Source organism: Prolinoborus fasciculus (assembly GCF_056724605.1).
Genome location: NZ_JBWZQN010000057.1, coordinates 1 through 24,298, shown reverse-complemented (window position 1 = coordinate 24,298; position 24,298 = coordinate 1). Strand labels below are relative to the sequence as shown.

At 44.4% G+C, this 24,298-nt stretch carries 19 protein-coding genes and 5 tRNA genes; 18 read left to right on the top strand and 6 right to left on the bottom strand.

What is annotated here, in order from left to right:
• Positions 1-251: 251 nt before the first annotated feature.
• From pyrC to AC1P5O_RS12870, 15 genes are all read left to right on the top strand, one after another.
• The gene (gene pyrC / locus AC1P5O_RS12940; RefSeq protein ID WP_004279558.1) at positions 252-1,286 is read left to right on the top strand and encodes a dihydroorotase; all 1,035 of its coding nucleotides are present in this window, start codon (positions 252-254) and stop codon (positions 1,284-1,286) included.
• Positions 1,283-1,930: a ribonuclease T gene (gene rnt, locus AC1P5O_RS12935; protein WP_004646379.1), complete on the top strand. Its 648-nt coding sequence runs from the start codon at positions 1,283-1,285 to the stop codon at positions 1,928-1,930. Before pyrC ends, rnt begins: the two co-directional genes overlap by 4 nt.
• 20 nt (positions 1,931-1,950) lie before the next feature.
• A tRNA-Glu gene (locus AC1P5O_RS12930) sits at positions 1,951-2,026 on the top strand.
• Positions 2,027-2,189: 163 nt separating this feature from the next.
• The gene (locus tag AC1P5O_RS12925; protein WP_253138838.1) at positions 2,190-4,241 is read left to right on the top strand and encodes a TonB-dependent receptor plug domain-containing protein; all 2,052 of its coding nucleotides are present in this window, start codon (positions 2,190-2,192) and stop codon (positions 4,239-4,241) included.
• 194 nt (positions 4,242-4,435) lie between these two features.
• Positions 4,436-4,714: a hypothetical protein gene (locus tag AC1P5O_RS12920; protein ID WP_253138841.1), complete on the top strand. Its 279-nt coding sequence runs from the start codon at positions 4,436-4,438 to the stop codon at positions 4,712-4,714.
• Between the two features lie 81 nt (positions 4,715-4,795).
• Positions 4,796-4,954: a hypothetical protein gene (locus AC1P5O_RS12915; RefSeq protein WP_253138844.1), complete on the top strand. Its 159-nt coding sequence runs from the start codon at positions 4,796-4,798 to the stop codon at positions 4,952-4,954.
• A gap of 177 nt (positions 4,955-5,131) precedes the next feature.
• Positions 5,132-5,207: transfer RNA gene (locus AC1P5O_RS12910), tRNA-Glu, on the top strand.
• A 114-nt stretch (positions 5,208-5,321) separates the two neighbouring features.
• Entirely contained in the window at positions 5,322-6,734 is a 1,413-nt protein-coding gene (locus AC1P5O_RS12905; RefSeq protein ID WP_005107442.1) for an amino acid permease, read from the top strand.
• 86 nt (positions 6,735-6,820) lie between these two features.
• The gene (locus AC1P5O_RS12900) at positions 6,821-7,714 is read left to right on the top strand and encodes an alpha/beta fold hydrolase (RefSeq protein ID WP_253138847.1); all 894 of its coding nucleotides are present in this window, start codon (positions 6,821-6,823) and stop codon (positions 7,712-7,714) included.
• 245 nt (positions 7,715-7,959) lie between these two features.
• Positions 7,960-8,601, top strand: a complete 642-nt coding sequence (locus AC1P5O_RS12895) for a hypothetical protein (protein WP_499006126.1) — start codon at positions 7,960-7,962, stop codon at positions 8,599-8,601.
• 21 nt (positions 8,602-8,622) lie between these two features.
• Positions 8,623-8,871, top strand: a complete 249-nt coding sequence (locus AC1P5O_RS12890; protein ID WP_499006124.1) for a hypothetical protein — start codon at positions 8,623-8,625, stop codon at positions 8,869-8,871.
• Positions 8,872-9,002: 131 nt separating this feature from the next.
• Positions 9,003-9,078 (top strand) — tRNA-Glu (locus tag AC1P5O_RS12885).
• Between the two features lie 24 nt (positions 9,079-9,102).
• Positions 9,103-9,178 (top strand) — tRNA-Glu (locus tag AC1P5O_RS12880).
• Positions 9,179-9,224: 46 nt separating this feature from the next.
• Positions 9,225-9,300: transfer RNA gene (locus AC1P5O_RS12875), tRNA-Glu, on the top strand.
• A 308-nt stretch (positions 9,301-9,608) separates the two neighbouring features.
• Positions 9,609-11,030 carry an iron-containing redox enzyme family protein gene (locus AC1P5O_RS12870; protein WP_253138851.1) on the top strand — a complete coding sequence of 474 codons (1,422 nt, stop codon included), beginning with the start codon at positions 9,609-9,611 and terminating at the stop codon, positions 11,028-11,030.
• Positions 11,031-11,094: 64 nt separating this feature from the next.
• On the opposite strand, the gene AC1P5O_RS12865 is transcribed toward AC1P5O_RS12870, so the two are convergent.
• From AC1P5O_RS12865 to AC1P5O_RS12845, 5 genes are all read right to left on the bottom strand, one after another.
• Positions 11,095-12,339, bottom strand: coding sequence for an NADH:flavin oxidoreductase/NADH oxidase family protein (locus AC1P5O_RS12865; RefSeq protein ID WP_253138854.1), 1,245 nt, complete (start codon positions 12,337-12,339; stop codon positions 11,095-11,097).
• 130 nt (positions 12,340-12,469) lie between these two features.
• Complete coding sequence (locus AC1P5O_RS12860; protein WP_253138857.1) at positions 12,470-13,480, bottom strand: ABC transporter permease; 1,011 nt, start codon at positions 13,478-13,480, stop codon at positions 12,470-12,472.
• The gene (locus AC1P5O_RS12855; RefSeq protein ID WP_253138860.1) at positions 13,480-14,526 is read right to left on the bottom strand and encodes an ABC transporter permease subunit; all 1,047 of its coding nucleotides are present in this window, start codon (positions 14,524-14,526) and stop codon (positions 13,480-13,482) included. The genes AC1P5O_RS12860 and AC1P5O_RS12855 overlap by 1 nt, the downstream gene beginning before the upstream one ends.
• Before the next feature lie 24 nt (positions 14,527-14,550).
• The gene (locus tag AC1P5O_RS12850; protein WP_253138861.1) at positions 14,551-16,392 is read right to left on the bottom strand and encodes an extracellular solute-binding protein; all 1,842 of its coding nucleotides are present in this window, start codon (positions 16,390-16,392) and stop codon (positions 14,551-14,553) included.
• 10 nt (positions 16,393-16,402) lie between these two features.
• Positions 16,403-19,696, bottom strand: a complete 3,294-nt coding sequence (locus tag AC1P5O_RS12845) for a LysM peptidoglycan-binding domain-containing protein (RefSeq protein WP_348942253.1) — start codon at positions 19,694-19,696, stop codon at positions 16,403-16,405.
• Between the two features lie 207 nt (positions 19,697-19,903).
• Between AC1P5O_RS12845 and dnaQ the strand changes: the two genes are divergently transcribed.
• The 3 genes from dnaQ (at position 19,904) to nudC (ending at position 23,825) form a co-directional block, all read left to right on the top strand.
• On the top strand, positions 19,904-21,280 hold the full coding sequence (dnaQ, locus tag AC1P5O_RS12840; protein ID WP_253138867.1) for a DNA polymerase III subunit epsilon: 1,377 nt from the start codon (positions 19,904-19,906) through the stop codon (positions 21,278-21,280).
• 125 nt (positions 21,281-21,405) lie between these two features.
• Positions 21,406-23,049, top strand: coding sequence for a chemotaxis protein (locus AC1P5O_RS12835; RefSeq protein ID WP_348942252.1), 1,644 nt, complete (start codon positions 21,406-21,408; stop codon positions 23,047-23,049).
• Complete coding sequence (gene nudC / locus AC1P5O_RS12830) at positions 23,049-23,825, top strand: NAD(+) diphosphatase (protein ID WP_004646364.1); 777 nt, start codon at positions 23,049-23,051, stop codon at positions 23,823-23,825. Before AC1P5O_RS12835 ends, nudC begins: the two co-directional genes overlap by 1 nt.
• A 104-nt stretch (positions 23,826-23,929) precedes the next feature.
• On the opposite strand, the gene AC1P5O_RS12825 is transcribed toward nudC, so the two are convergent.
• A complete protein-coding gene (locus tag AC1P5O_RS12825; protein WP_499006119.1) occupies positions 23,930-24,187 on the bottom strand; it encodes a hypothetical protein in 258 nt (85 codons plus the stop codon).
• Positions 24,188-24,298: the final 111 nt, after the last annotated feature.

The following is a 24,298-nucleotide window of genomic DNA, read 5'->3' as shown; positions in this document are numbered from 1 at the left end:
CATGAGAAAGCCCATATAAATGGGTAATGTACAAGTTGCTGTAGAAGCATGTTTAGTTCGTCTGATCACAGATACGTTATAAACTATTGTAATACTTTTTTGAATCCGTCAATGCGTAAGTCCTATTAATTTTAAAATAACATACTTTTTAAAATTAATTTATACATATCCCTTATTTTGTAGCGCTTTCTCGTTACCATTTTTACTATAGATGGATTATCATTTGTTTTATTTGTTCGACTGAATTTGCCTTGAATACGATTACGATTCTCCAGCCAGATGATTGGCACGTTCACCTGCGTGATGGTTTAGCACTTCAACGTACCGTTCCCGATTTAGCCAAGCAGTTTTCTCGCGCCATTTGCATGCCAAATCTGGTGCCACCCGTTAAAACTGTCGAAGAAGCCAATGCCTACCGTGAACGTATCATGGCACATGTGCCTGAAGGGGTAAATTTCGACCCGCGTATGGTGCTGTATTTCACTGACAACACCCCGGCAAGCGAAGTTAAAAAGATCAAAGAATCTGCGCATGTCAATGCCATCAAGCTCTATCCTGCGGGTGCGACCACCAACTCCGATAGTGGTGTGAGCGATATGAGCAAAGTCTACGGCGTAATTGAACAGCTTGAAGAACACCAAGTGCCTTTATTGCTACATGGTGAAGTGACGCATAATCATGTCGATATTTTTGACCGTGAAAAGCGTTTCCTGGATGAAGTGCTGGCTCCCTTACTCAGACAATTTCCCAAGCTGAAACTGGTGCTCGAACACATCACCACCAGCGAAGCAGCAAACTTTGTACTTGAGCAAGACCGTAATGTCGCTGCAACCATTACGCCGCAACATTTATTGTTTAACCGCAATGACATGCTGGTTGGTGGGATCAAGCCGCATTTCTACTGCTTGCCGATTTTAAAACGTCAAACGCATCAGCAAACTTTGCTGGAAGTCGCAACCAGCGGTAATCCTAAATTTTTCCTGGGAACAGATAGCGCGCCGCATTCAAAAAATGCAAAAGAAAATGCGTGTGGCTGTGCAGGATGTTATAGTGCGCCGACTGCCATTGAGCTGTATGCTCAGGCATTTGATCAGGTGGGTAAAATTGAACGCCTGGAAGGTTTTGCCAGCCATTTTGGTGCAGACTTCTATGGCCTGCCACGTAATACCAATACCATTACCCTGGTTAAAGAAGATCAAGTAATCCCTGAAAGTTTAGACTATCTGGATGGTGAACAGATTATCCCACTGTATGCTGGTAAAACCATTCAATGGAGAAAAGTGTGACAAATGAAACGCTCCCAATCATTGGTCAACGTTTTCGTGGATTCTTACCTGTAGTTGTCGATGTCGAGACTGCAGGTTTTAATGCGCAGACTGATGCATTGCTGGAAATTGCGGCCATTCCGATTGTTTATAATGAGGAGGGTCAATTTGTGCCGGGTCAAGCTTACCATGCACATATCAATCCTTTCGAAGGGGCAAACCTCGACCGACGTTCGCTGGAGTTTATTGGGATCGATCCTTCTAATCCAATGCGAATCGCCATGGCCGAAGATGAGAAAACTGCACTCAAGCGCATTTTTAAATCGGTGAATGAAGTGCGTCGCCAGCAAAATTGTACCCATGCAGTTTTAGTCGGACACAATGCACATTTCGATTTAGGTTTTCTTCAGGCCGCGATTGCCCGTACCGGGACCAAAAACCAGAACCCGTTTCATAGTTTTTCTGTCTTCGATACAGTGACTTTAAGTGCGGTGATGTTTGGTCAGACTGTACTGGCGAAGTCCTGTATCCAAGCTGGAATCGAGTTTGATGGTAAAGAAGCCCATTCTGCATTATATGATACGCAGAAGACCGCTGAACTGTTTTGCTATATTTTAAACAAACTCGCACCTCACCTGCTTGACACTCTGGTGGCGGATCAATAAGATACCGCCATCTTCTAAACGTCCCTATCGTCTAGAGGCCTAGGACATCGCCCTTTCACGGCGGTAACCGGGGTTCGAATCCCCGTAGGGACGCCATCTATTTTTTCTCTTCTTTATATTTCTTTGATCAGCATCTTAAGCTGCTCAAGTCCTACACTTTTATCAATTAATTAATGAAAATAATTCTCATTACTATTGATTGCCTTCTTAAATTTAATGATAATCACTTCCATTATCTTTCGCATATTCAACCCTTCTCATGCGTTTTGCTTATTCCCCACTTTCTATTGCAGTTTTAACAGCTTTATCAACATCTAGTTTTGCAGAAGAATCAAATTATCAAGAATCCATCCTCAAGGAAGCTTCGGTTAAGTTCAGCACGATTATTATCGAAGCTCAGCAAGCAAATGAAGTGGGAAAAACAGTTTATTCAAAAGAAGATTTAGAAAGTACGCCAAATAGCTCAAAGAACATTACCGATTTTTTAAAAGTGAATCCGAATGTGCAGTTTAGTCAGTCACAACTTGCAGCAGGTTCTCAAGGTGAAATTAAACCTGCCGAAATCTCAATTAATGGTGCACAAACCTTCCAAAACAATTTCATTGTGAATGGTGTTTCCAACAACCTACTTATTAATCCAGCAAATTCAAACATAAATACATTTCAAGATATTGGGACTGGCGCACAAGCTATGGCAGTGAACACTGACCTACTTTGTGAGCTTGAAGTATTAGATAGCAATGTGTCTGCCGCTTATGGTCAATTCACAGGTGGGGTTGTAAATGCTAAAACATGTGCACCGCAAACAGAGATAGGTAAAATTCACGGTTCTATCACTTACGATTACACTGAAATCGATTGGGCTCGCTACAACTCAATTTCACCTTTAGAAGAAAGTAAATTTGAAGAGCCCACAGATGACTACCAAAAGGAATATACCAAACAAGGTCTAAGCACCAATATTTATGGGAAGCTCTCGAATGATTGGAGCTTTAATGCTTATGCTTCTCAACGAGAGTCTATCATCCCAGTCAAAAGTGGTTTTGAAACACCTAAAACAATTGATCAAGAACGACATATCTCAAATCTTGGTGCAACATTATTTTATACACCAAACACCTCAACCAAAGCGAAGTTTGGTTTCGATTATGGTTTGCTCGATAGCTTAAGTTATGTGGACAGCAATCGTGATTCAGGTAGTACTACTGAAACCGAAACACTTACTCTGTTCTCGGAACTTGAACATCGCTTCAACTTAGGTACTCTCGTACACAAACTTAATTTCCAAAACTCGGCGACACAACGTGTTGCTGACAATAACTACAGTATGCATTGGTACTACGCCAAAGGAAGTAAAGATTGGAATAATACCGATGTAGTTCGAGAGGGCGCCATCATGGGAGATATTGAACAACGCCAAGACGTCCTTTCCTATGACCTACAAGCGAATATAGACCCTTTTAAACTTGGTCAATCCCAACACAACATGACTATAGGTACGGGTTATAGCCATGCTAATGTTGCGTGGAAACGAGTCGAGGATGTTTTACTCGCGACAAAGATCAACTTAAAAGAACTTGGCAAAGATACTACCTGCCTTCAAAGTGACCCATATTGTGATGAGAAACTAACTATAAATGGTTGGAATGGACAATATATCGCTGGTGGGACTCTGTACAAAGCTGGTGATATCAAAGCTCAGCAAGATCGCCTAAATATATTTATTGAAGATAATATTCAGTGGAATGATCAATTTTCAACACGCCTTGGTGTTCATGCTGATTATGACTCTTTGAGTAGTAATATCAATATTTCCCCTCGCAGTCGTCTCTCTTACAAACCCTTTAGTAATGATCAATTGCATTTATCCGCTGGGTGGAATCGCTACTATGGTCAGCAAACTTTAGGTACAGAGCTGAATGAAATTCAAAATGATTTGCTCTACAAACTGTCACGTGAAAACCCACATGCGACTTGGGTAGAAACACAAACTGCACTATCCAGCGGTGCGCGTAGTTCAGCGCTCAATACCCCTTTCAGTGACGAGACTGTTTTAGGCCTGAATACACAAATCCAGAATTGGGATCTAGGGCTAAAATGGGTCAATCGTAAATATCAGGATGAAATATCAAAAACTAAAGTTACTCCTTTAGATGGATCAAAATTCTTCTACGAATATAACAATGATGGAAGTGGCAAAGCTGACATCTACACCTTAACACTTAAAAATCGTCAACCGATCGCACTGGGGGATAGCCAACATTTATTTGCCTTGGGATTTGATACAGTGAAGTCTTCCGCAGTTATGTAGATTACACTTCAGCCTATGATCAAGCCACTCAAGATGAATGGGTCTCTTATGATGGTCAAATTATCCGTTGGTCAGACCGCCCTGCCCCAAACTTTAACCAACCATGGACCGCACGAGTAAACTGGGATATTACATTCGATACACTGCCTGTACGTATTTCAAACTTCTTTAGCTATAAAAACAGTTACGATGATATGGCTGTAGTCTCCGATAAAAATGACAAAGTCGAGTATGAAAGTGAACTGCTTGACACCTATTTAGCCTCTGAAATTAAACCAAAATTTACATGGGATATGCGCACCACCTATGATTGGGAAATTTCAAAAGATTTAAGGGCAATTTTTGGTTTAATCATTAACAACGTCACCAACCGCGTGAATACCTATACAACAGGCTCGACCTCAAATGATAGACCACGTGTAATGACTGAAATCGGCCGCCAATTTATTGCAGATGTTACTTTTAAATTCTAGAGCCTGAATAGGTACATGCTGCTGCTCTTTTTAATTTGCTTAGGCTATAATTAATGCGATTTCATATTTTGCCTTTGTATCATGTTAAAAAAGATCTTACTGGTTTTACTGATTTTAGCCCCGTCCGCGCTATATCTCTATATCGTCAACCGTGATGATGACAACACTGCGGAGACTGAGACAGTGTCAACCCCAGCTGAAAACTCTCAGCCTGAGCAATATCAGGCTCCAGATCACTAAGTTTTAGTGATCTTTTCAAATATTTATTTTTTATAGTCTTGAAATCTGTTCAGAAAATAACATCTTAATAAAATAAAGTTTTTGTTTTGCCTAATGTTTAAACTGTTAAATGAATTTTAGCAAAAACCCTTTTGACAAACCCCGGCTTAATCCTTAATATACGCATCACCTCGCAACGTCCCTATCGTCTAGAGGCCTAGGACATCGCCCTTTCACGGCGGTAACCGGGGTTCGAATCCCCGTAGGGACGCCATCTATTGATCTCATACGATCAGACCTTATTCGAAATTACCATTATTCGATTGCAGATTTGTAGTTTTTCACTACAATAGCTCGCTTCATTCCTTTGAAGTATTTCTTATTTCCTATGCACTCATCTCCGAATGATGCTACGCATCAGGGCAATTCTGCGCCTTTAAAACGCGCTATGAGTACTCGACATCTGGTCATGATTTCGCTTGGTGGCGCAATCGGAACAGGCCTATTCTTAGGGTCGGGTGAAGTCATTGCACAAACGGGGCCTGTAGGTGCCATTCTCGCTTATCTCCTGGGCGGTATTATCGCGTACATGGTGATGCTATGTTTGGGCGAACTTGCCGTTCATATGCCAGAATCTGGTTCATTTGGTGCTTATGCCAAACGTTATATTGGACCAGGCACAGGCTATACCATCACCTGGTTATACTGGCTGACATGGTCGGTCACTCTTGGAACTGAATTTACTGCAGCGGCCTTGCTGATGCAGGAATGGTTCCCGGACATTTCTATGTGGTTATGGACCATTATCTTTGGTGTATTCGTATTTAGTCTAAATATGATTTCTACCCGCTGGTTTGCCGAATCCGAATTCTGGCTGGCACTGGTAAAAGTGGTCACGGTTGTTGCTTTTATTCTTTTAGGTCTATTGGCCATCTTTGGTGTTCTGGGCTATCAAGGCTATGAAGCTGCGCCTTTATTTACCAATCTAACTGCACAAGGCTGGTTCCCTGAAGGTCTATTCCCGATTTTTGCTACGATGCTGATTGTGAACTTTGCCTTCTCTGGTACCGAGCTGATTGGTGTGGCTGCCGGTGAAACTGAAGATCCTGCGAAAAATGTTCCTAAAGCAATTAATACTGCGATTTTCCGCTTATTAATTTTCTTTGTAGGTACCATTATCGTGGTAACAGCCTTACTTCCGCATCAGGAAGCAGGCTTAGCTGCTGAAGGCGTGAGTAGCAGTCCGTTCGTAACCGTATTCCAGCACATTGGTATCCCATATGCTGAAGACATCATCCGCTTTGTAATTATCACTGCATTGTTGTCTGCCGCCAACTCGGGCTTATTTGCTGCTTCTCGTATGATGTGGTCATTGTCATACAGCAAACAGTTGCCTGCCGTATTCTCAAGACTGAATGCTCGCGGTGTACCGTATATTGCAGTCATGGTGACCATGCTGGGTGCATTGCCAGGTTTATTGTCTGAACAGTTTGCGCCAGAGACGATCTTTACCAACTTGCTGGGCGTTGCGGCGTTTACCATGGTGGTGGTCTGGATGAGTATTTGCTTAAGCCAGTTCAACTTCCGTCGTCAATGGTATAAACAAGGTCATACTGCCAAAGAACTGGGCTTTGCTGCACCATTGTTCCCGATTGTGCCAATCCTGGGCTTTGTTTTCTGTTTTATTACCTGTATCAGTATGGTCTTTGATCCATCAATGCGCATCAGCTTCGTAGGATGTTTGCTATTTATTGCAGCATGTTACGCAAGTTATTATGCCTTTTATCATAACAAGTCTTAATCATCAGTTTTAAAAGAGCGGCTTCGGCCGCTCTTTTTTTATCTATACTATACTGATTGTATATTGTGCAACCTAATGGTGCATCGATGAAAATTGTGTTTATTCACGGCATGAACAAGCAACAGTATACGGCTACTTCATTGCGTCAACATTGGCTGCACCTCTTCAAAAGAGGCCTCCGGAAAAACCCTCAACAGCAAGCCCGTTTTACTTATTTAAAACGGCATATCCGTATCCCTTTTTATGGCGATTTACTTTCTCGGCATCATTTTCATAACGTATTGAATGCCAGCACCCTGATGCCGCAACAATGGCCGCATTTCCCTTTTTTACATCCCGCACAGCTGCAACCGGCACCGCCACCAGATCAGTGTACCTATCAAATTTGTGACGTCCCGCAGTCGAATCTGGATGATATCCTGAATTTCAATCGGAAACTGAAGTTCATCACAGCATTAAGCAAAGATATTGCCTTGCGGGATTTTGCGGTACTCATCAATTATTTTCCCAGCTTACACGCCAGCTTTTTGCATAAATTTTTGCTAGAAGCTTATCTTTATTTAGCCAACCCACATTTTATGCAGGAAGTTCACTGCCGCATTCATGATCAACTTTATAGCAGCAGGCCACAGATTCTGGTGGCACATTCGCTTGGCAGCGTGATTGCCTATAATTATTTGATTCAGCATCCGGAGCTGAATATCAAGCGTTTTATTACTCTCGGATCACCGTTGGCATTTCGGGTGATCCAGGCTCATCTGCCGCAACCAATTGTACGGCCTGCTGCAATTTCAGGCGATTGGATAAATTTCTATTGTAGCGATGACTTTCTGACCGCTTTTCCATTATCAGAACCACCCTTCCAGTTTCAGCCGGCGGTTATTAATCAAGAGATTCATACTTCCATCTATCATCCGCATGATATTGATGGTTATATTCAGCATCCGGACATCATTAAAGTGCTCCTGGAATTACTATAAAACTCACGCCAACCTCTAAATTCAACTTTTACCGTTCCATTCATATTCTTTCTCTATTCAGTAAAATCTTTCATTCGGACCTACCAATTTACTGCTTTTTCTGCCTTTTTTATAAATATACAGATGTCTGTTAATGATTGTTTTATCAAAGATAATTTACACATTAACGCCACAAAAAGTGCAGCTTGGCTTGCCACAATTTTCTCTATACTGTGAATATATAGATCGACCTCCGTGAGGTATCGATGAAAGTTATTTTTATTCATGGAATGAACCAGCAACATCATAGTGCTGCATCGATCCGCCAGCGCTGGCTGCATATACTTCAAAAAGGCATTCGCAAACACCGTCATGATGCCAGATTCAGTTATTTACGACGTCACATTCACATTCCATTTTATGGAGACTTGCTTTCACACTATAACGTTCGCAACATCCTGAATGCTGGCACCTTGATGCCTCAGCAATGGCCTAGCTTTCGTTTCCGTCAACCTGTCCATCCTCAGCTTCCTGCACCAGTTCCACGTCCTGGCTGGCGCAAGCCCGTGATTTCAGATCTTCCTCAGCTTCATCTGAATGACCCGATGGATTTCAAACAGAAATTCAAATTTATTACCACGCTGAGCAAAAATGTTGCACTACGAGACTTTGTATTATTGCTGAATTATTTTCCCAACCTGCATCGGAGCCTGCTTCAGAAATTTCTGATTGAAACCTATCTGTATCTCGACAATCCTGGTTTCATGAAGGAAGTTCATGAACGGATTGCCCGGCAATTGAATGGTCGCAAACCTTGCATTGTGATTGCTCATTCTCTGGGCAGTGTGATTGCCTATAATTATCTTATTCAGCATCCTGAACTGAATGTACAGCGTTTTATTACTTGAGGATCACCATTAGCCTTCCAGGTGATCCAGTCACATTTACCGCAACCCATTGTACGACCTGCTGCAATTACAGGCGACTGGATAAATTTTTATTCAACTGATGATTTTCTTACCGCCTTTCCTCTTACACAACCGCCATTTCAGTTTCAACCCGCAATTATTAACCATGGCATTCGTACGCATATTCACCGCCCGCATGACATTACCGGCTATTTACTCCATCCGCAGGTGGTAGAAGCAATTCTGGAATTGCTTAAAAATCCGGCTTAAACCATGTAATTTTCCAGTATTTCCACAAGATTGTTTTAAATTTACGCACTCAATCCCAAAAACCAGAAAAAGTGCAGAAATGCGTTTGACACCCCCCAGTTTTCACCCTATCATACGCCCACCTCTGAAACGTCCCTATCGTCTAGAGGCCTAGGACATCGCCCTTTCACGGCGGTAACCGGGGTTCGAATCCCCGTAGGGACGCCAATTTTCAGAAGTACATTTTATTAAGTCCCTATCGTCTAGAGGCCTAGGACATCGCCCTTTCACGGCGGTAACCGGGGTTCGAATCCCCGTAGGGACGCCATTACTTCAAGCTAAAAGTAGCGGTTTTAAAATTTATCTTCTGTACTGTCCCTATCGTCTAGAGGCCTAGGACATCGCCCTTTCACGGCGGTAACCGGGGTTCGAATCCCCGTAGGGACGCCATATTCGAGATTGCAACATCTCAACAAAAAGCCCGAGCATTGCGACTCGGGCTTTTTTTTATCTTGCAAATTTTATTTCTGAAAACTTTAAACCTTGTTTTTATCATTCGTTCAAATCTAGCTCTCTTTCTGGGGGCTGCCATCCCATTCTTAATTTTACAATTTGTATTGTTTTAACATTTCTATGCATAGAAATATCCGTTCATTTTCATTTAAAGCAATACACCAATAAATTAGAACAAAAATTCAACACCCTGCTTTTAGAGGGCACGTTAAGGTAAATCAAGAGAAATCTGCAAGGATCAGATTATGTTCGTCAGCACAGAGCTAAGTTTACCTTTATCGCCAAATAAAAATCATAATTATCAAATTAAAAGCTTTAAGGATTGGGTCGACTTTTTTCAAGATACTGAAATTTCGACATATACCAAAACCGAAAAAGCCGAATCTTATTTGAGCGATCTGATTAAAAATTTAAATATTGATACTCTCGGATGGTTGGATCAGCCTGCACAGGTTGAACAGCATCTTTTAGAACAACATCATCAGGTTTGTGCGACTTTCCAGACCTATGTCAATCGCCGGAAACAGCAGCAGCCCCGGGAATATTTTCCGACGGTTTCTCAGGCTTTCGAATTCCTGGCGAAAGTTGCACCGGTTAAACTGGTCGATGGTGCTTGGTTGTATTCAACCGTGCCAAACTGCAATCAGCCCGAGTTGAAAGATTTGATTTACATCTATCTCGAAGAGCTTGGTTTAGGGCATCCGCGTGCCAACCATGTCACCATGTATCAGGACCTGTTGAGTCATTATGAGCTGAACAGTTATGCCGAGCATTTAGATGATAGTTACTACGAACAGGCTGCCGTACAGTTGGCACTGGCTTATGCCCCGGCCAAATATCTACCTTTGGTCCTTGGCTTTAATCTCGGTTATGAACAGTTACCACTGCATTTGTTAATCACCAATTATGAACTGGCTGAACTGGGTATCGATCCGCATTATTTTAATGTGCACATTACTATTGATAATGCTCACAATGGTCATGCGCAGAAATCCCTGCAAGCATTTATCCAGCATTTTAATCATGCAGAAAACCCAGAAACTTATCTGGAACTGATTAAAAAAGGCTATGTCCTGAATGACCTTGGTAGAAGTTCTTCCCAAATCATCAAGGAACTGGATATTGGGCAGATGGCTTTAAAAGTTTTCCAGAATAAAGCGCTGATTGGTCAATATATTCATAATCAGAAATGCCAGTTTAGTGGCAAGACCATCAATGACTGGTTGTCCGATCCTGCCCAGATTGCCGAGTTTTTGCAGGTCATGATTGAAAAAGGCTGGATAGTGAAAGATGCGCCAATAGAACAAAGCCGCTTCTGGAAAATGATCGATCATCCGGAGGGTAAAATGTTTGGGGTCTTTAATGCGACTGAAAAACAGATTATTAAAGACTGGATTCAGGGGGCAGGCTTGGCAACTCGCCTGTCCTCACGTAGTGCAACCCCATCACAGGCAAAAACTGAACCTGCAATGAGCCGTATGGACCAGCAGCGCTTGAATCAGTTAAAAAGTCGCTTCATGCGCTGTGAAGGTGCGGAACAGAAAATTGATTTACTGATTCCTTATACTGCACCGCATATGCATCATACTGAAATTGGTTTATGGGCGACTCGTCAGTTAAGCCAGTTATTATTTCCTTTTCAGACCCAGGCGATGCATTATTCCTAAAGCACCCCTAAGTGCCAGAAATTAAAAAACCGGACATTTGCAGTGTCCGGTTTTTTAATAAAGATTAAGCCGATTTTCGCGAGTTTAATTGTCCCTTGATCACCGCTTTGACATTGCCTTTCAGATACTGCAAAAAGACCTTTAGTGGTGACAGCTTTGGATTAGGCTGCTTGCCTTTGGCAATTTCTTTAAATTGCGCGGCATACCAGATGATTTCCATAATCGCCATTTTGTCGACCATTGGAATACCGGTTTTAATTTTCTCAACCGCATAACGTACATCATGCCCTGCAACCAGACGATTGCCCAAGTCAGGTTCTACCGCAAAGGGACGTGCAATCCCGACAAAATCACAAGCACCACTGTCAAGCGCGGCATTCATGCCTTCAACAGTTCGGAATCCACCAGTGACCATGATATGGCACTTCACTTCCTGACGGATTTTTTCGGCAAAATCGAGGAAATAGGCTTCACGAGCAATGGTCGAGGCCTTGCGCTTGTCTGCTTTCACGCCGGCCATCGCAGGTGCTTCATAGCTACCACCTGACACTTCAATGATATCAATGCCTGCAGCGTCCATCGCCTTAAAGACATAAATGACATCTTCTTCGCTAATACCGCCACGCTGGAAATCAGCTGAATTCAGCTTGACTGAAATAATAAAATTTTCCGAAGTCGCAGCACGAACAGCCTGATAGGTTTGCAGCAAGAAACGGGTACGATTCTCAATACTACCACCCCATTGATCCTGACGCTTATTGGTCAGCGGTGACAGAAACTGGCTAATCAGATAACCATGTGCCCCATGCAACTGCACCCCCTCAAATCCTGCTTTTTCACAGATAGCAGCCGAAGTGGCAAAGCGCTGGATAATATCCAGGATTTCATCTTCACGCAGTTCCCGCGGGGTTCCAAAGCTCATTGCCAAAGCCGGACTAAATGGGACTGCGGACGGTGCAACCGTTTCTTGATTCAGGCCCTTAGGACACTGGCGGCCCGGATGCGACAACTGGACCAATTGTACCATGCCATGCTGTTTGCCTACGTCGGCCCAGACTTTGAGCTGCGCCAGATCGCGTTCTGTTTCTACCACTACGACGCCCGGTTCATTCTTAGCACGATAATCCACCATGACATTACCCGTAATAGCACAACCCAAACCACCTTCGGCCCATGCTTCATACAACTTGAAATGCGCCTGATTGGGTTGGCCGGCATCATTGGCCAGTGCTTCACTCATGGCACCTTTAATGATGCGGTTTTTAAAAGTGATATTGCGAATTTGAATGGAATCGGCCAATTGAGTCATGATCTGTCCTGATACGTTACTTTTATTTTGTACTCGTTTATAACGTAAGCCAGAACAATTGACAATCAGTCTTGTCAAATTTACACAATTTTTATCTGCTTATTTTTTCATGGTTAAAGATTTTTGTGATTTAGTTTCTTGGATCAAAAGCATCCCGTACCGCTTCTCCCATATAGATTAGCAAACTCAGTACAATTGCCAAACTAAAGAATCCCGACAATGCCAGCCACGGTGCATTTAAGTTGTTTTTGGCCTGAAGCAAGAGTTCCCCTAGGGATGCCGACTCGGGTGGCAAACCATACCCTAAAAAATCCAGCGCTGTCAGTGCAGTAATATTGGCGGTTAGCATAAAAGGTAACTGTGACAGGCTAGAACCTATCACATTGGGGAGAATATGTTTGAACATGATCCGTCCATCCCCGGCCCCAATACTTCTTGCTGCCCAGACGTATTCCAGATTTCTGGCGCGCAAAAACTCAGCGCGCACCATACTCACCAGTGTGGTCCAGCCAAATAACAGCATGATCAGAAATAGCCAGTAAATACTCGGGGTAAACAGACTGACCAGTACCATCACCATAAACAGCATCGGCAAACCGCTCCAGACTTCGAGTATGCGTTGCCCGATCAGGTCAATCCATCCACCATAATAACCCTGAATTGCCCCTGCTAAAATTCCCAGCACCGCAGACAATAAAGTCAGAGCAAAACCAAACAGTAATGAAATCCTTAAACCATATAGAATCCGTGCCAGAACATCACGGCCCTGATCATCTGTTCCCAGCCAGTTTTGCGCACTCGGGGGCGATGGCACCGGTTCAGCCAGTTCAAAATTTGGCGTTTGATAGGAAAACGGAATGATGGGCCAGATCGCCCAGCCTTTTTCTGCAATCAGTTGCTGTACGGCAGGATCTTTATATTCTGCTTCTGTCTCAAATACCCCACCAAAAGTGGTTTCCGGATAGGATTTCAGGATGGGCAGATAAAAAGCATGATCATATTTCACCAGCAAGGGTTTATCGTTAGCAATCAGTTCTGCACCCAAGGAAATGATGAAAATAGCACTGAAAATAATGAAGCAGCTAAAGCCCAGCTTATGCTGCTTAAAACGTTGCCAGCGTACTTGCATCAAGGAAGACATTATTGTGATCCTCGACGTGAACTGAAATGAATTCTTGGATCAATCAGTTGATAGAGCAAATCGCTGAGTAAACGCAGTATCAGACCGAGCAAGGTGAAAATAAACAAAGTACCAAAAATCACCGGATAGTCACGCTGGATAATTGCCTCAAACCCTAAAACACCTAACCCATCCAGATTAAAAATAATCTCGATAAACAGGTTGCCCACGAAAAACACCCCGATCAGAACTTCGGGCAAACCTGCGATGAGCACTAAAATGGCATTCCGGAATACATGCCGATATAGCACTGCATATTCAGTTAAACCTTTTGCCCGTGCAGCCAGGACATATTGCTTGCTCAGCTCTTCTACAAAGGAAAATTTGACCAGATAGGTCAAACTGGCAAATCCGCCAAGCACCATGGCCAACAGCGGCAAGGCCATATGCCAGAAATAATCCTGAATTTTCGCAAAGAATGAGAGTTCAGCAAAATTTTCAGAGCGAATTCCCTGCAAGGGAAACCAGTGCAGATAAGACCCGCCAGCAAAAAAGACGATGAGTAAAATGGCAAAAATAAAGGCTGGAATGGCATAGCCCACGGCCAAAACTAGAGAGGTGGTCTGATCAAACAGACTGCCATGTTTGCGGGCTTTACTGATCCCTAAAGGAATGGAGACCAGATAAATCAGCAAAGTACTCCACAGGCCTAAAGAAAGCGATACCGGAAATTTTTCCCAGATGAGTTCAGTCACAGGCTTGTCTTTGAAAAAACTCTGCCCCAGATCAAACTGCGCATAACGCGTTACCATTTCCCAAAAGCGGATATGCAGCGGCTGGTCAAAGCCGTATTGGGTATTGATCTGCTCAAGCATCTCCGGTGTGAGGCCTTGCTTTCCCTGATACTGCAATCCGGTATGCGTCAAACCATTGACCTGTTGCGCCTGATAAATCACCTGCTCCACCGGACCACCGGGTGCCAGCTGGATCACCATGAAATTGATCAGCAAAATGATCAGCAAGGTTGGAATCATCAGCAACAGACGTTTGAGAATATAAGTGCTCATGGCACTCCCTGATAGGCTTGGAGCTTAATGCTGTTTGAAATAATCAGCCACATGTCTGGCCTTTGCCGCATCGACCCACCAGTAATCAATCCCGGCGGAGAGTTTAGGTTTTCGTTGCGGCTGCTGATACATATTCCAGTAAGCATACCAGTATTCGCCCGTACCATAAGTCAGAATATGATAATAGCCTGCACGCAGTAAACGGTCTAATGCTCGGGTACTATTCACCAGCTGTTCACGGTTTTGAGCCTGTGTCACCTGCTGAATGACGGCATCAATGGCCGGATTTCGAATGCCGGCATAATTATAATTACCTGGCTGCGTGGCGGCCTGACTGCCCCAGAACTGTTTCTGCTCCTGCCCCGGTGTCAGGGATTGCGGCATGGTATCGACAATCATATCAAACTGATAATTCCGCAGCCGTTCATAATATTGCGCGGTTTCTACCATACGAATGCTGGCCTGAATGCCCAAGCGTTTTAAATGACGTAGATATGGCATCAGATCACGTTGCTGTTCCGCCTGATGTAACAGGAACTCAATCTGTACCGGTTGACCCGCAGCATTGACCAACTTCCCCTGTTGATAACGATAGCCTGCCTTTAATAGCAATTGACGGGCCTTTAACAGATTGTTCCGGTTAAAACCGGAGGCATCTGACTGAGGATATTTCCAGTCCTCAAGTACCGCCTGACGTTGAACCGGATCAAGCTGCTTTAAATGGGGTTTTAAAATGTGCAGTTCTTGAATGCCTGGCCGTCCATGAGATGCAAGCTCGCTATTGGAAAAAAAGCTGTTCAGGCGCTGATATTCACCATAGAACATGGCTTTATTCAGCCATTCAAAGTCATAGGCAAAACTCAAGGCTTGGCGGAAACGGATATCGGCAAAAGGCTGACGGCGGGTATTGAATATCAGACTCTGGGTCGGAATCGGGTTGTGATGCTGAAAGCGGTAACGCTGCACCTGTCCTTGCCGAACGGCGGGAAACTGGTAGTCTTTCACCCAGCGGTTGACCTGTTTTTCCTCATGCAAGGTAAATTGGCCCGACTTGAAAGCTTCAAACTTGATTTCAGGACTACGATAATAACGATACTTGATCCGGTCAAAATTATAACGCCCGCGATTGACCATCAAGTCTTTGCCCCAGTATCGGGGATTGCGTTTGTAGCTAATACTACGTCCAGCATCTATGTGTTCAATGACATAAGGCCCTGAACCCAGCATCGGTTTCAGCGTCAATTCTTTAAAATTACGTTTTTGCCATTCCTGTTTAGAATAAATGGGCATCTGCGCGACAATCATCGCCATTTCCGGATTATGTCCGGATTTAAAATGCATTTTGACCTGTAAAGGTGACAGGACTTCCAGCCGGTTTAAATCAGCCAAATACATCTGCAGGCCAAAATTGGACTGGGTCTGAAACAGTTCAAAACTGTATTTGACATCTTGTGCAGTTACCGGCTGGCCATTACTAAACCGTGCTTTCGGATTTAAATGAAAAATAATAAAGGCGGTTTTCTTGGGGTCAAAACTGACTTTTTCCGCCAGCAAGGGATAGTACACACCGGGCTCATCCAGTGACTTGGACAGCAAACTGTCAAAAATATAGTTGCCCCCTTCAGTGACATTGCCCTTGCCATTCATGCTGTTTAAATTATCGAAACTGCCATCAGCTGCTAGAATCAGCGTACCGCCTTTCGTTGCTTGCGGATTGGCATAAGGCAGGGATTTGGCCTGGGCATATTTCGGCTGGTTATATAGCGCGATATATGGGGTGGTGATCAGGGCTGCCCAACTGCTACTCACGAGCAGCGGGGCTAGCCAGATCAACCTGAAAGTTTTAAATAAATGAGCGAATCTCATGATCCATTCATTAATTCGGTACTTTAATCACATCGCCAATACGCAATTGCGTATTCGGTTTGAGATCATTCATTTCCGCCAGTTCATTGCTGTTCATACCATAGCGTGAAGCCAGACCGATTAAGGTATCACCGCGTTTGACTTTATAATCAGTCACCAGTTTTGGAATCTGAATGGTTTGACTGACCCTTAATCCTGCGCGTGGACTTAGATTATTTAATTGAGCCAAGTCGGTCACGCTTATGCCTAAACGGCTGGCGATTGCATTCAGGGATTCGCCTGATTTAACGGTATAGGATTCAGTTGCCTTAGAAGCTACAGGCTTAGTTGCCACTTTCACATCTTCAACTTTTTTATCTACCGGAAAGTCACCCTCAATTTTTAAACGCTGACCAATACGCACCGTACTATTGGTATTCAGGCCATTTAAATCTGCCAGATATTTCAGTTGTAAATGATACTGACGTGCAATAGAACTTAAGGTTTCACCTGACTTCACCACATGCGAATCCGATTTTGTATTCTTCGTCGCAGTTTCAGCAACCACTTCACGTACCGGTTCAGCAACTTCACCACTGAGTTTCAGGCGCTGTCCCACACGCAAGCCGGCATTACGTGACATGCCATTCAGGCTCGCCACCTGGTCCATTGACAGATTGTATTTTGCGGCAATGCCGGTCAGCGTATCACCCGCTTGAACCGTATAGGTTTCAGGGATCTGACTGCCGGCTGGAATCTTGATGGTCTGACCTATACGTAAACCACTATTGGCAGACAACCCATTCAATGCAGCCAGTTCAGAAACACTCAGCTTGCTTTGACTGGCAATGCTATACAGGGTTTCACCGCGTTTGACCTGATAGTTTTCAGTCGCAGTCTGATCGACTTTGACATTTTCAAACTTCTGCTCAGTTTTCTGGCTAGATGCCGTTAGCCCTTCAACTTCCTGAAGTGGTACATTGATTTTCTGTCCCACCATCAGACTGCTACCGGCAGTCAGACCTGAAGTCAAGGATGCCAGTTCAGCATTTGAAAGCCCATAACGATCGGCAATCAGTTTCAGATACTCACCACGTTTCACTGTATAGGATTTGGTCTGAACCTTGACAGTTTCAGCTTTTTTCGTGTCTTCAACTTTGGCTTTGGACTGCCCTGTATCTTTCAATGACAGCTTTTGCCCAACAAACAGACCGCTATTACTATTCAGTCCATTAAAATCAGCCAGTTGTTTCACGCTAAAACCAAACTGGGTCGCTACGCTAGTCAAAGAGTCATTGGCCTGAACGACATAAGTTTCCGGCTTTTCTTTGGCTTTGCTGGCTTCCTGTACAGGTTTGGCATCATACAGATAAATGGTGGTGCCCACATACAGTGGAGAATTTGGATCAATCTGGTTCCATTTCGCCACATCACGCCAGTTCACCCCATTTTTAGCCGCAATCATTGCCAGATTATCACCTGGTAACACCTTATAGGTACTGCGTTTGCCTTTTGGAGCAACCACCACCACTTCAGAATCAGTCTTGACGTAATTTTTGCCCTGATTCAGCTGGGCTTCAACCGAATTCGCAGTGGTATTGTCAGCAACTTCTTTCGGATAAGAAAAGCCTTTGGTGAGCTCTTTGCCTTGCTGCTCAGCAACAGACAGGCTGGTTTGAATGGCAGTCAGCTTGATTTTACCGTCATAAGGATCAACAATTTCTGTGCCAGCCGGCGTCAATGCTTTCAGCTCTTCAACCACTTGGGCCTGTTCTGCCGGTGTTGCAACAGGCTGCAGAATTTCATCTACAGTTTTCTGAATATCCTGTGCGATGACCGCCTGCTGAACTTGCTGACGCTCAGCTGCCGAAATCGGTGGTTCGACCTGAATCTGTTTCGCTGGCGCTGCAGGTGTTACAGCTACCGGAATACGCGGCGCACTTGGAATTGGCAAATCACTTTGTGCCGCAAAACTGGCCAAGGCAGATGAGCCTTTAGGCGTCGAAATCTTTTTCGTAGTCTGGGTCACAGTATTTGCCGTTGTCGCGGTACTTACCGCTGCTGTGACGACAGGTGGCGTACTTGCAGCTTTAGCCGGAGTCGTTGTTTTAGCAACGTTCGTTGCAGGCTGATTACTAACAACCGCTGGCGGAGTCTGTTTAGAAGGCGTAATCGTTTTCGTATTTAATTCTGGCGGTGCAGCTCTAGTGGGCACCACTGTCGTCGTATTTCGCGGCAAGCTGTTCGTGTTACTCGCCCATAAACCACCTGAACCGGATAATTTTTTCAGCTTCTCATCCACTGAAGGACTTAAGTCAGCAGGAATCAGAATACGGCGCGGACTTGCAGGATCAATATGATCACCACGATGACCCGGGTTTAATTGATACAGTTCTGCACGGCTCAAACCGGTAATCGCTGCAATTTCATTTAAACTGGCAACACCGACCGGTACTTCACGGAAATGCGGACGGTTGGCAATCGGTGGCAAACTCACCCCATAACTGCCCGGATTTTTAATAATTTGTGCAACCGCCAGGAAACGTGGCACGTAACTCATGGTTTCTTGTGGTAGTTTCAATGACCAATAATCGGTAGGCAGACCTGCAGCTTTGTTACGGTTAATCGCCTGCTGGATACGGCCTGGGCCTGCATTATAAGAAGCAAGCGCCAATTCCCAGGAACCAAACTGGTTATACAGACTGCCCAAAAACTCATAGGCTGCACGGGTGGATTCCACCACATCACGACGACCATCGTATAAAGAAGTCTGCTTTAGACCATAAATGCGGCCGGTACTTGGAATAAACTGCCATAAACCTGCTGCCGCCGCACTACTGGTCGCTGCCGGGTCATAAGAACTTTCAATAATCGGTAACAGTGCCAACTCGGTCGGCATGCCACGGCGTTCTGCTTCTTTTACTGTGTAATATAAATAACGTGATGCACGCGCACTTAAGCGATCCAGATAAGGCTGACGTGAAATAAACCAGCCACGCTGCGCATCAATCCGCGGATTCCAGACACTTAAGTCCATCTTGAAACCCACGGTCATGCGTTTCCAGACATCACCATGTTTCAGAATCTGTAAACGGTCGCCTTCGACTGCACGCATATCCGTTGCAGAGAGTAAATCTTCCAGTCCATCCAGACTGCTGGCATCCAGATATTGTGATCCAACCTGCTTGCTTGATGCTGTTTGGGTCGCACTTTGTGTAGATGAACAGCCCGTCAGTCCTAGGGAAGCAAGTGCAGTTCCCAGTACAGAATATTTTAAAAATGTAGGTAATGTCGGCTGCCACAAAATTGCGGTTGGTTTATACATAAAGAAATCCAAACAACTCGTATATAAATTTATTTTTTAGATATGCCATTGTAGTGAAGCATGTCGAAGACTCAAGCCAATAATTTACCGCGATTTCACGTTAAATGTTACAAGAAATTAAAAAATCCCGGACATATAGATTGATTGACTGCATTTGCGCTATACAATAAGCCTTCCAGCTTGTTCTATTTTGATCGGATTTAATCTATGTCACACACTATCACACTTTATGTTGATGGCGCCTGTCGCGGCAACCCGGGTTTAGGCGGTTGGGGTGCGTACATTGTTAACGGCCAACAAGAACACAAAATCTGTGGCGGTGAAGATCATACCACCAATAACCGTATGGAACTGACGGCTGCCATTGAGGGCATTCTATTTTGTGACAAGCAAGACAAACTGGTGATCTATACCGATTCCAAGTACGTCAAACAAGGCATTACCGAATGGATTCATGGCTGGAAAAAGAAAAACTGGAAAGATGTCAAAAATCCGGATCTTTGGCAAAAACTCGATGAAGTCTGTCAGGGACGTGAGATCGAATGGCACTGGGTCAAAGGTCATGCTGGACATCCGGGCAATGAAATGGCCGATCAGCTGGCCAATCTGGGTGCTGATGAAACCCTGAAAAAATCCAAGCAAAGCCCTTCAATGTCTGAAGATAAAAAAAAATCTGAACCCGACTGGTTGCTAGACGATCCTTTCGGTCTTGATCTGGCCGAGAGCGAAGAAGAAGAGCTGGAAGAAATCATCGAAGTGACTGTTGAAGAAATTGTACAGACTGAAGTTTTAGCAACAGACAGCAATGAAGATGCTTCATCTTCAGAATCATCTGCCTCGACTGAGCTACATCCGCAAATTGTCATTACACCAGCAAAGCTACAGCTGCATGGCCCACGACAACTGATTCTGGATACTGAAACCACCGGTTTTTATTATCAGGATGGTGACCGGATTATTGAAGTCGGCGCGCTGGAAATGATTAACCGCAAACTGACCGGCAGCTCGATTCATATTTATATCAATCCGAAAACACCGGTCGGCGATTCTGTGAATGTCCACGGGATCACCGACGAATTCCTGCAAGACAAACCGCTGTTTGAAGAAATTTCTCAAGTGCTGTTTGACTATTTACACGACGCGGAAATTATTGCGCATAACGCGACCTTCGATATGAACTTCCTGGATATGGAATTCAAACGCGCAGGTTTTAAAGCGCTCTCCGAGGTCTGTGACGTCACCGATACCCTGGCACTGGCCAAGTCCAAGCATCCAGGGCAGAAAAACTCGCTGGATGCCTTAGTGCGCCGTTACGAGATTCCACAACGCGACCGTACCTTCCACGGTGCCTTGCTCGATGCGGAAATCCTGTCCGATGTTTATCTGGCCATGACCGGTGGACAGGTGTCTTTTGATATCGATGCCCTGTCTCAGTCTGAAGACCAGAACAGCCGCTCAGGGATGGCCAGAGTTGAAATTGAATTGCCGGTGATTCTTCCGTCAGAACAGGAATTACAGGAACATGAGAATTGGGTCAAACAATTCGAAGAAAAACATAGAACTGCTTGCCTTTTCGCGAAATAAAATCTACATTTCCGGGGATACTTTAGGTTTAAAACTATCGTTCTTCAGTTATAGTAAATACAAAGAGGCCCCGTAGTTTAAAGCGGGGCTCATATATAGATAATACTCCAGGAAAGGTGCAGATCATGTCTTACCAAACCTCTATACATTTTGATCCAACAGCTTTACTGATAATAAAAAATGAGGTTGATAACTCGATCAAGTTAGTCGAATCAGCAGTAAGCACTTTGGTAGAAGACCAGACTTTACCTTTTGGTATTGATGATGCATTAAATCAGTTCGAACAATGCGCCCAGGTTCTGGCACTCATCGACATGTCCAGTCTGGCAAAAGTCGCTCAATATTCAGCAGAATTAATGCGCAAGATTATGGGGAATCCGGCGCAGGTCAATACTCAAGAAGTGATCGCCTTGAGTGAAGGCACCACTATGCTGAAACGCTATATCGAATTTATCTGTTTGCGTGAAGTAAAAATTCCACAGTTTTTGCTGGATACCCTGAACCGCTTGGAACTGGCTTTGGGTAAACCACTGACGACTGAAGGCCAGCATGTAGAATCGCTATTAGATTGCGTCACTCCTGATTTTGCGCTGCCACAGGCACCAAGTCTGGAAAAATCCCAATATGTACACCGTCTGTATAAGCTGTCACTCAACAAGCTGATCAATCAGGAAGAAAGTGAACTGGATTTGCAAGCCATCAAACTGGTGGGGGCTTATCTGGCCGGACTTGCAGAACAACATGACAGCAAGCAGTACTGGAATCTGGTATATGTCGCGTTAAACAATATTGAGCACCTGCTGATTAATGAGCCACGTCTACGCACCTTGGTGAGCATTGAGCGCAACATGGCACAGTATTTTAGCTCGGCAGACAGCTTCAAGGCTTCGCTGGCTGATCTGGCCAATGTGCTCAGCCTATGTATCAGTCAGGAAGATGAAACTGCGCAATCTATCCGTAGCCAGCTCAATGTGGGCGATGACCTGCTGACCGATATGCAATTACAGGTCTTCAGTCGCCATCTGTATGGCCCAGACTTTGAAACCATGCATACCATCAGCGAATTGGTGACCACGGAAATGGCGCAAATTCGTAATGACATCGAGTTCAACTATCAGAACATGACGCCTGAAAAGACTCAGGAACTGCAGGCACAACTGAATAATCTGGCGAATATCTTCAAGGTATTGAACCTGAATGAAGCCCATCATGACCTGACCCGTCAGGCCGCTTCACTGAGCCAGCCGGAGATGATGCAGGATGCCAGCTTTGCCCAGCAGTTGATGAATGTCATTCTGTCTGCCATGAACTCGATTGGCGTACTGGAACGTCATCACACTTCGAGCCGCTTGCAGCTGCGCGTCAACAACATGAATATTTCTCTGGACCGTCTGGATGAAGCACACGCTGCTTTACTCACAGAAACCAAGGCCCTGATCGAGCTTTCTAGCCAGATTCTCAGCAATTACCTGCAAGATCATGACTTGACTGCCCTCGAACCTGTTCCTGTACAGTTTTGCGAGATTGGCGGCGCGATGCTGTTCCTGAATGCAGAACATGTTCGTACTGCGTTCACCACCACTGCAGAATTCATCAAGAACCGTATTGATCTGTCGATTGCATTAAGTCCGGAAGAAATTCATCGTGCTTTAGACACCCTGGCCAGTGCCGACATGATGATTGATAACTTAAAGAACAAACAGCCTGTATTACAGGCGATGTTTCAGGTAGCATTGGACAGTAGTGAGAAACTCAAAATAGTTGCCTAATGTCCAAATTATCACTTGCTTATATTTTTCAACAACAGCAACTGCTGGTCGATCAACACTTTCAACTTCCACGGGTTGAAGCCTTAGCAAGTGATTTGCTACTCCACACGGGTGATCAGGTGATTGCCCGTGATCTTCTTCCCGATGAGCCGATTCCTGCAGGCTTGCAACTGGTTCCCATCCGTCAGCTGTTACAGTTCTGGAATACCCAGCAATTCGAACAGGCCAGCCGCGCAGTACAACTTTTAGAATGGCGTCGTAACCATAAGTTCTGTAGTCATTGCGGTACAGCGACTGAAGCGCATGCTGTTGAATATGCCATGGTCTGCCCATCCTGCAACTACCGGCAATATCCACGGGTACAGCCTTGCGTTATTACCGTCATTACCCGAGGCAAAGACGAGATTTTACTGGCCAAAAACGCGCGCAATACCAAAAGTCAGATGTATGGCCTGATTGCCGGTTTCGTTGAAGTGGGTGAAACCCTAGAAGATGCAGTACGTCGTGAAACGCTGGAAGAAGTCGGTCTGCATCTCAAAAATATCCAGTATCTGGCCAGCCAGCCCTGGCCTTTCCCAAGTAACCTGATGATTGCCTTCAAGGCAGAATATGCTGGTGGTGAGCTACAGCTGCAGGAAGAAGAAATTAGCGATGCGCAATTCTTTAAATTCGATCAGCTGCCTGAAATTCCGTTTAAAGGCAGTATTGCCCATGCCATGATCATGCATGTGACTCAAGGTACAGTAGTCGCAGATGATACCAAGACCTGGCTATAAATCTGCATTCGAAAGATTTAGCTCAACGGCTTAAAAAAGAATCCAGTGGATGATCTCTCCTGGATTCTTTTTTATCTATTGCTTGGTTAAACCAAATATCAGTCTTAAGATTTAAATGCATCCTCGAGCGCCCAAAGCACCTGTGCCTTGGTCTGGAAAAAACGGCTAAACAAACTGGAGAGTGAACCCAAAATCGTAATATGACCAAGTTTCGGAATTTGAATCAAATGGCTATGATTGCCCTTCTCTTTCAGTACGCGGTCCAAATCCTGGCTATTGAAATGTCCAACAATCTTGTCTTTTTCGGCAATAAACAGATAATGCCGCGTTGAGCTATTTCTAACAAAATAGGACTTACGCATTGACGGATTCAAAAAAGTATTACAATAGTTTATAACGTATCTGTGATCAGACGAACTAAACATGCTTCTACAGCAACTTGTACATTACCCATTTATATGGGCTTTCTCATG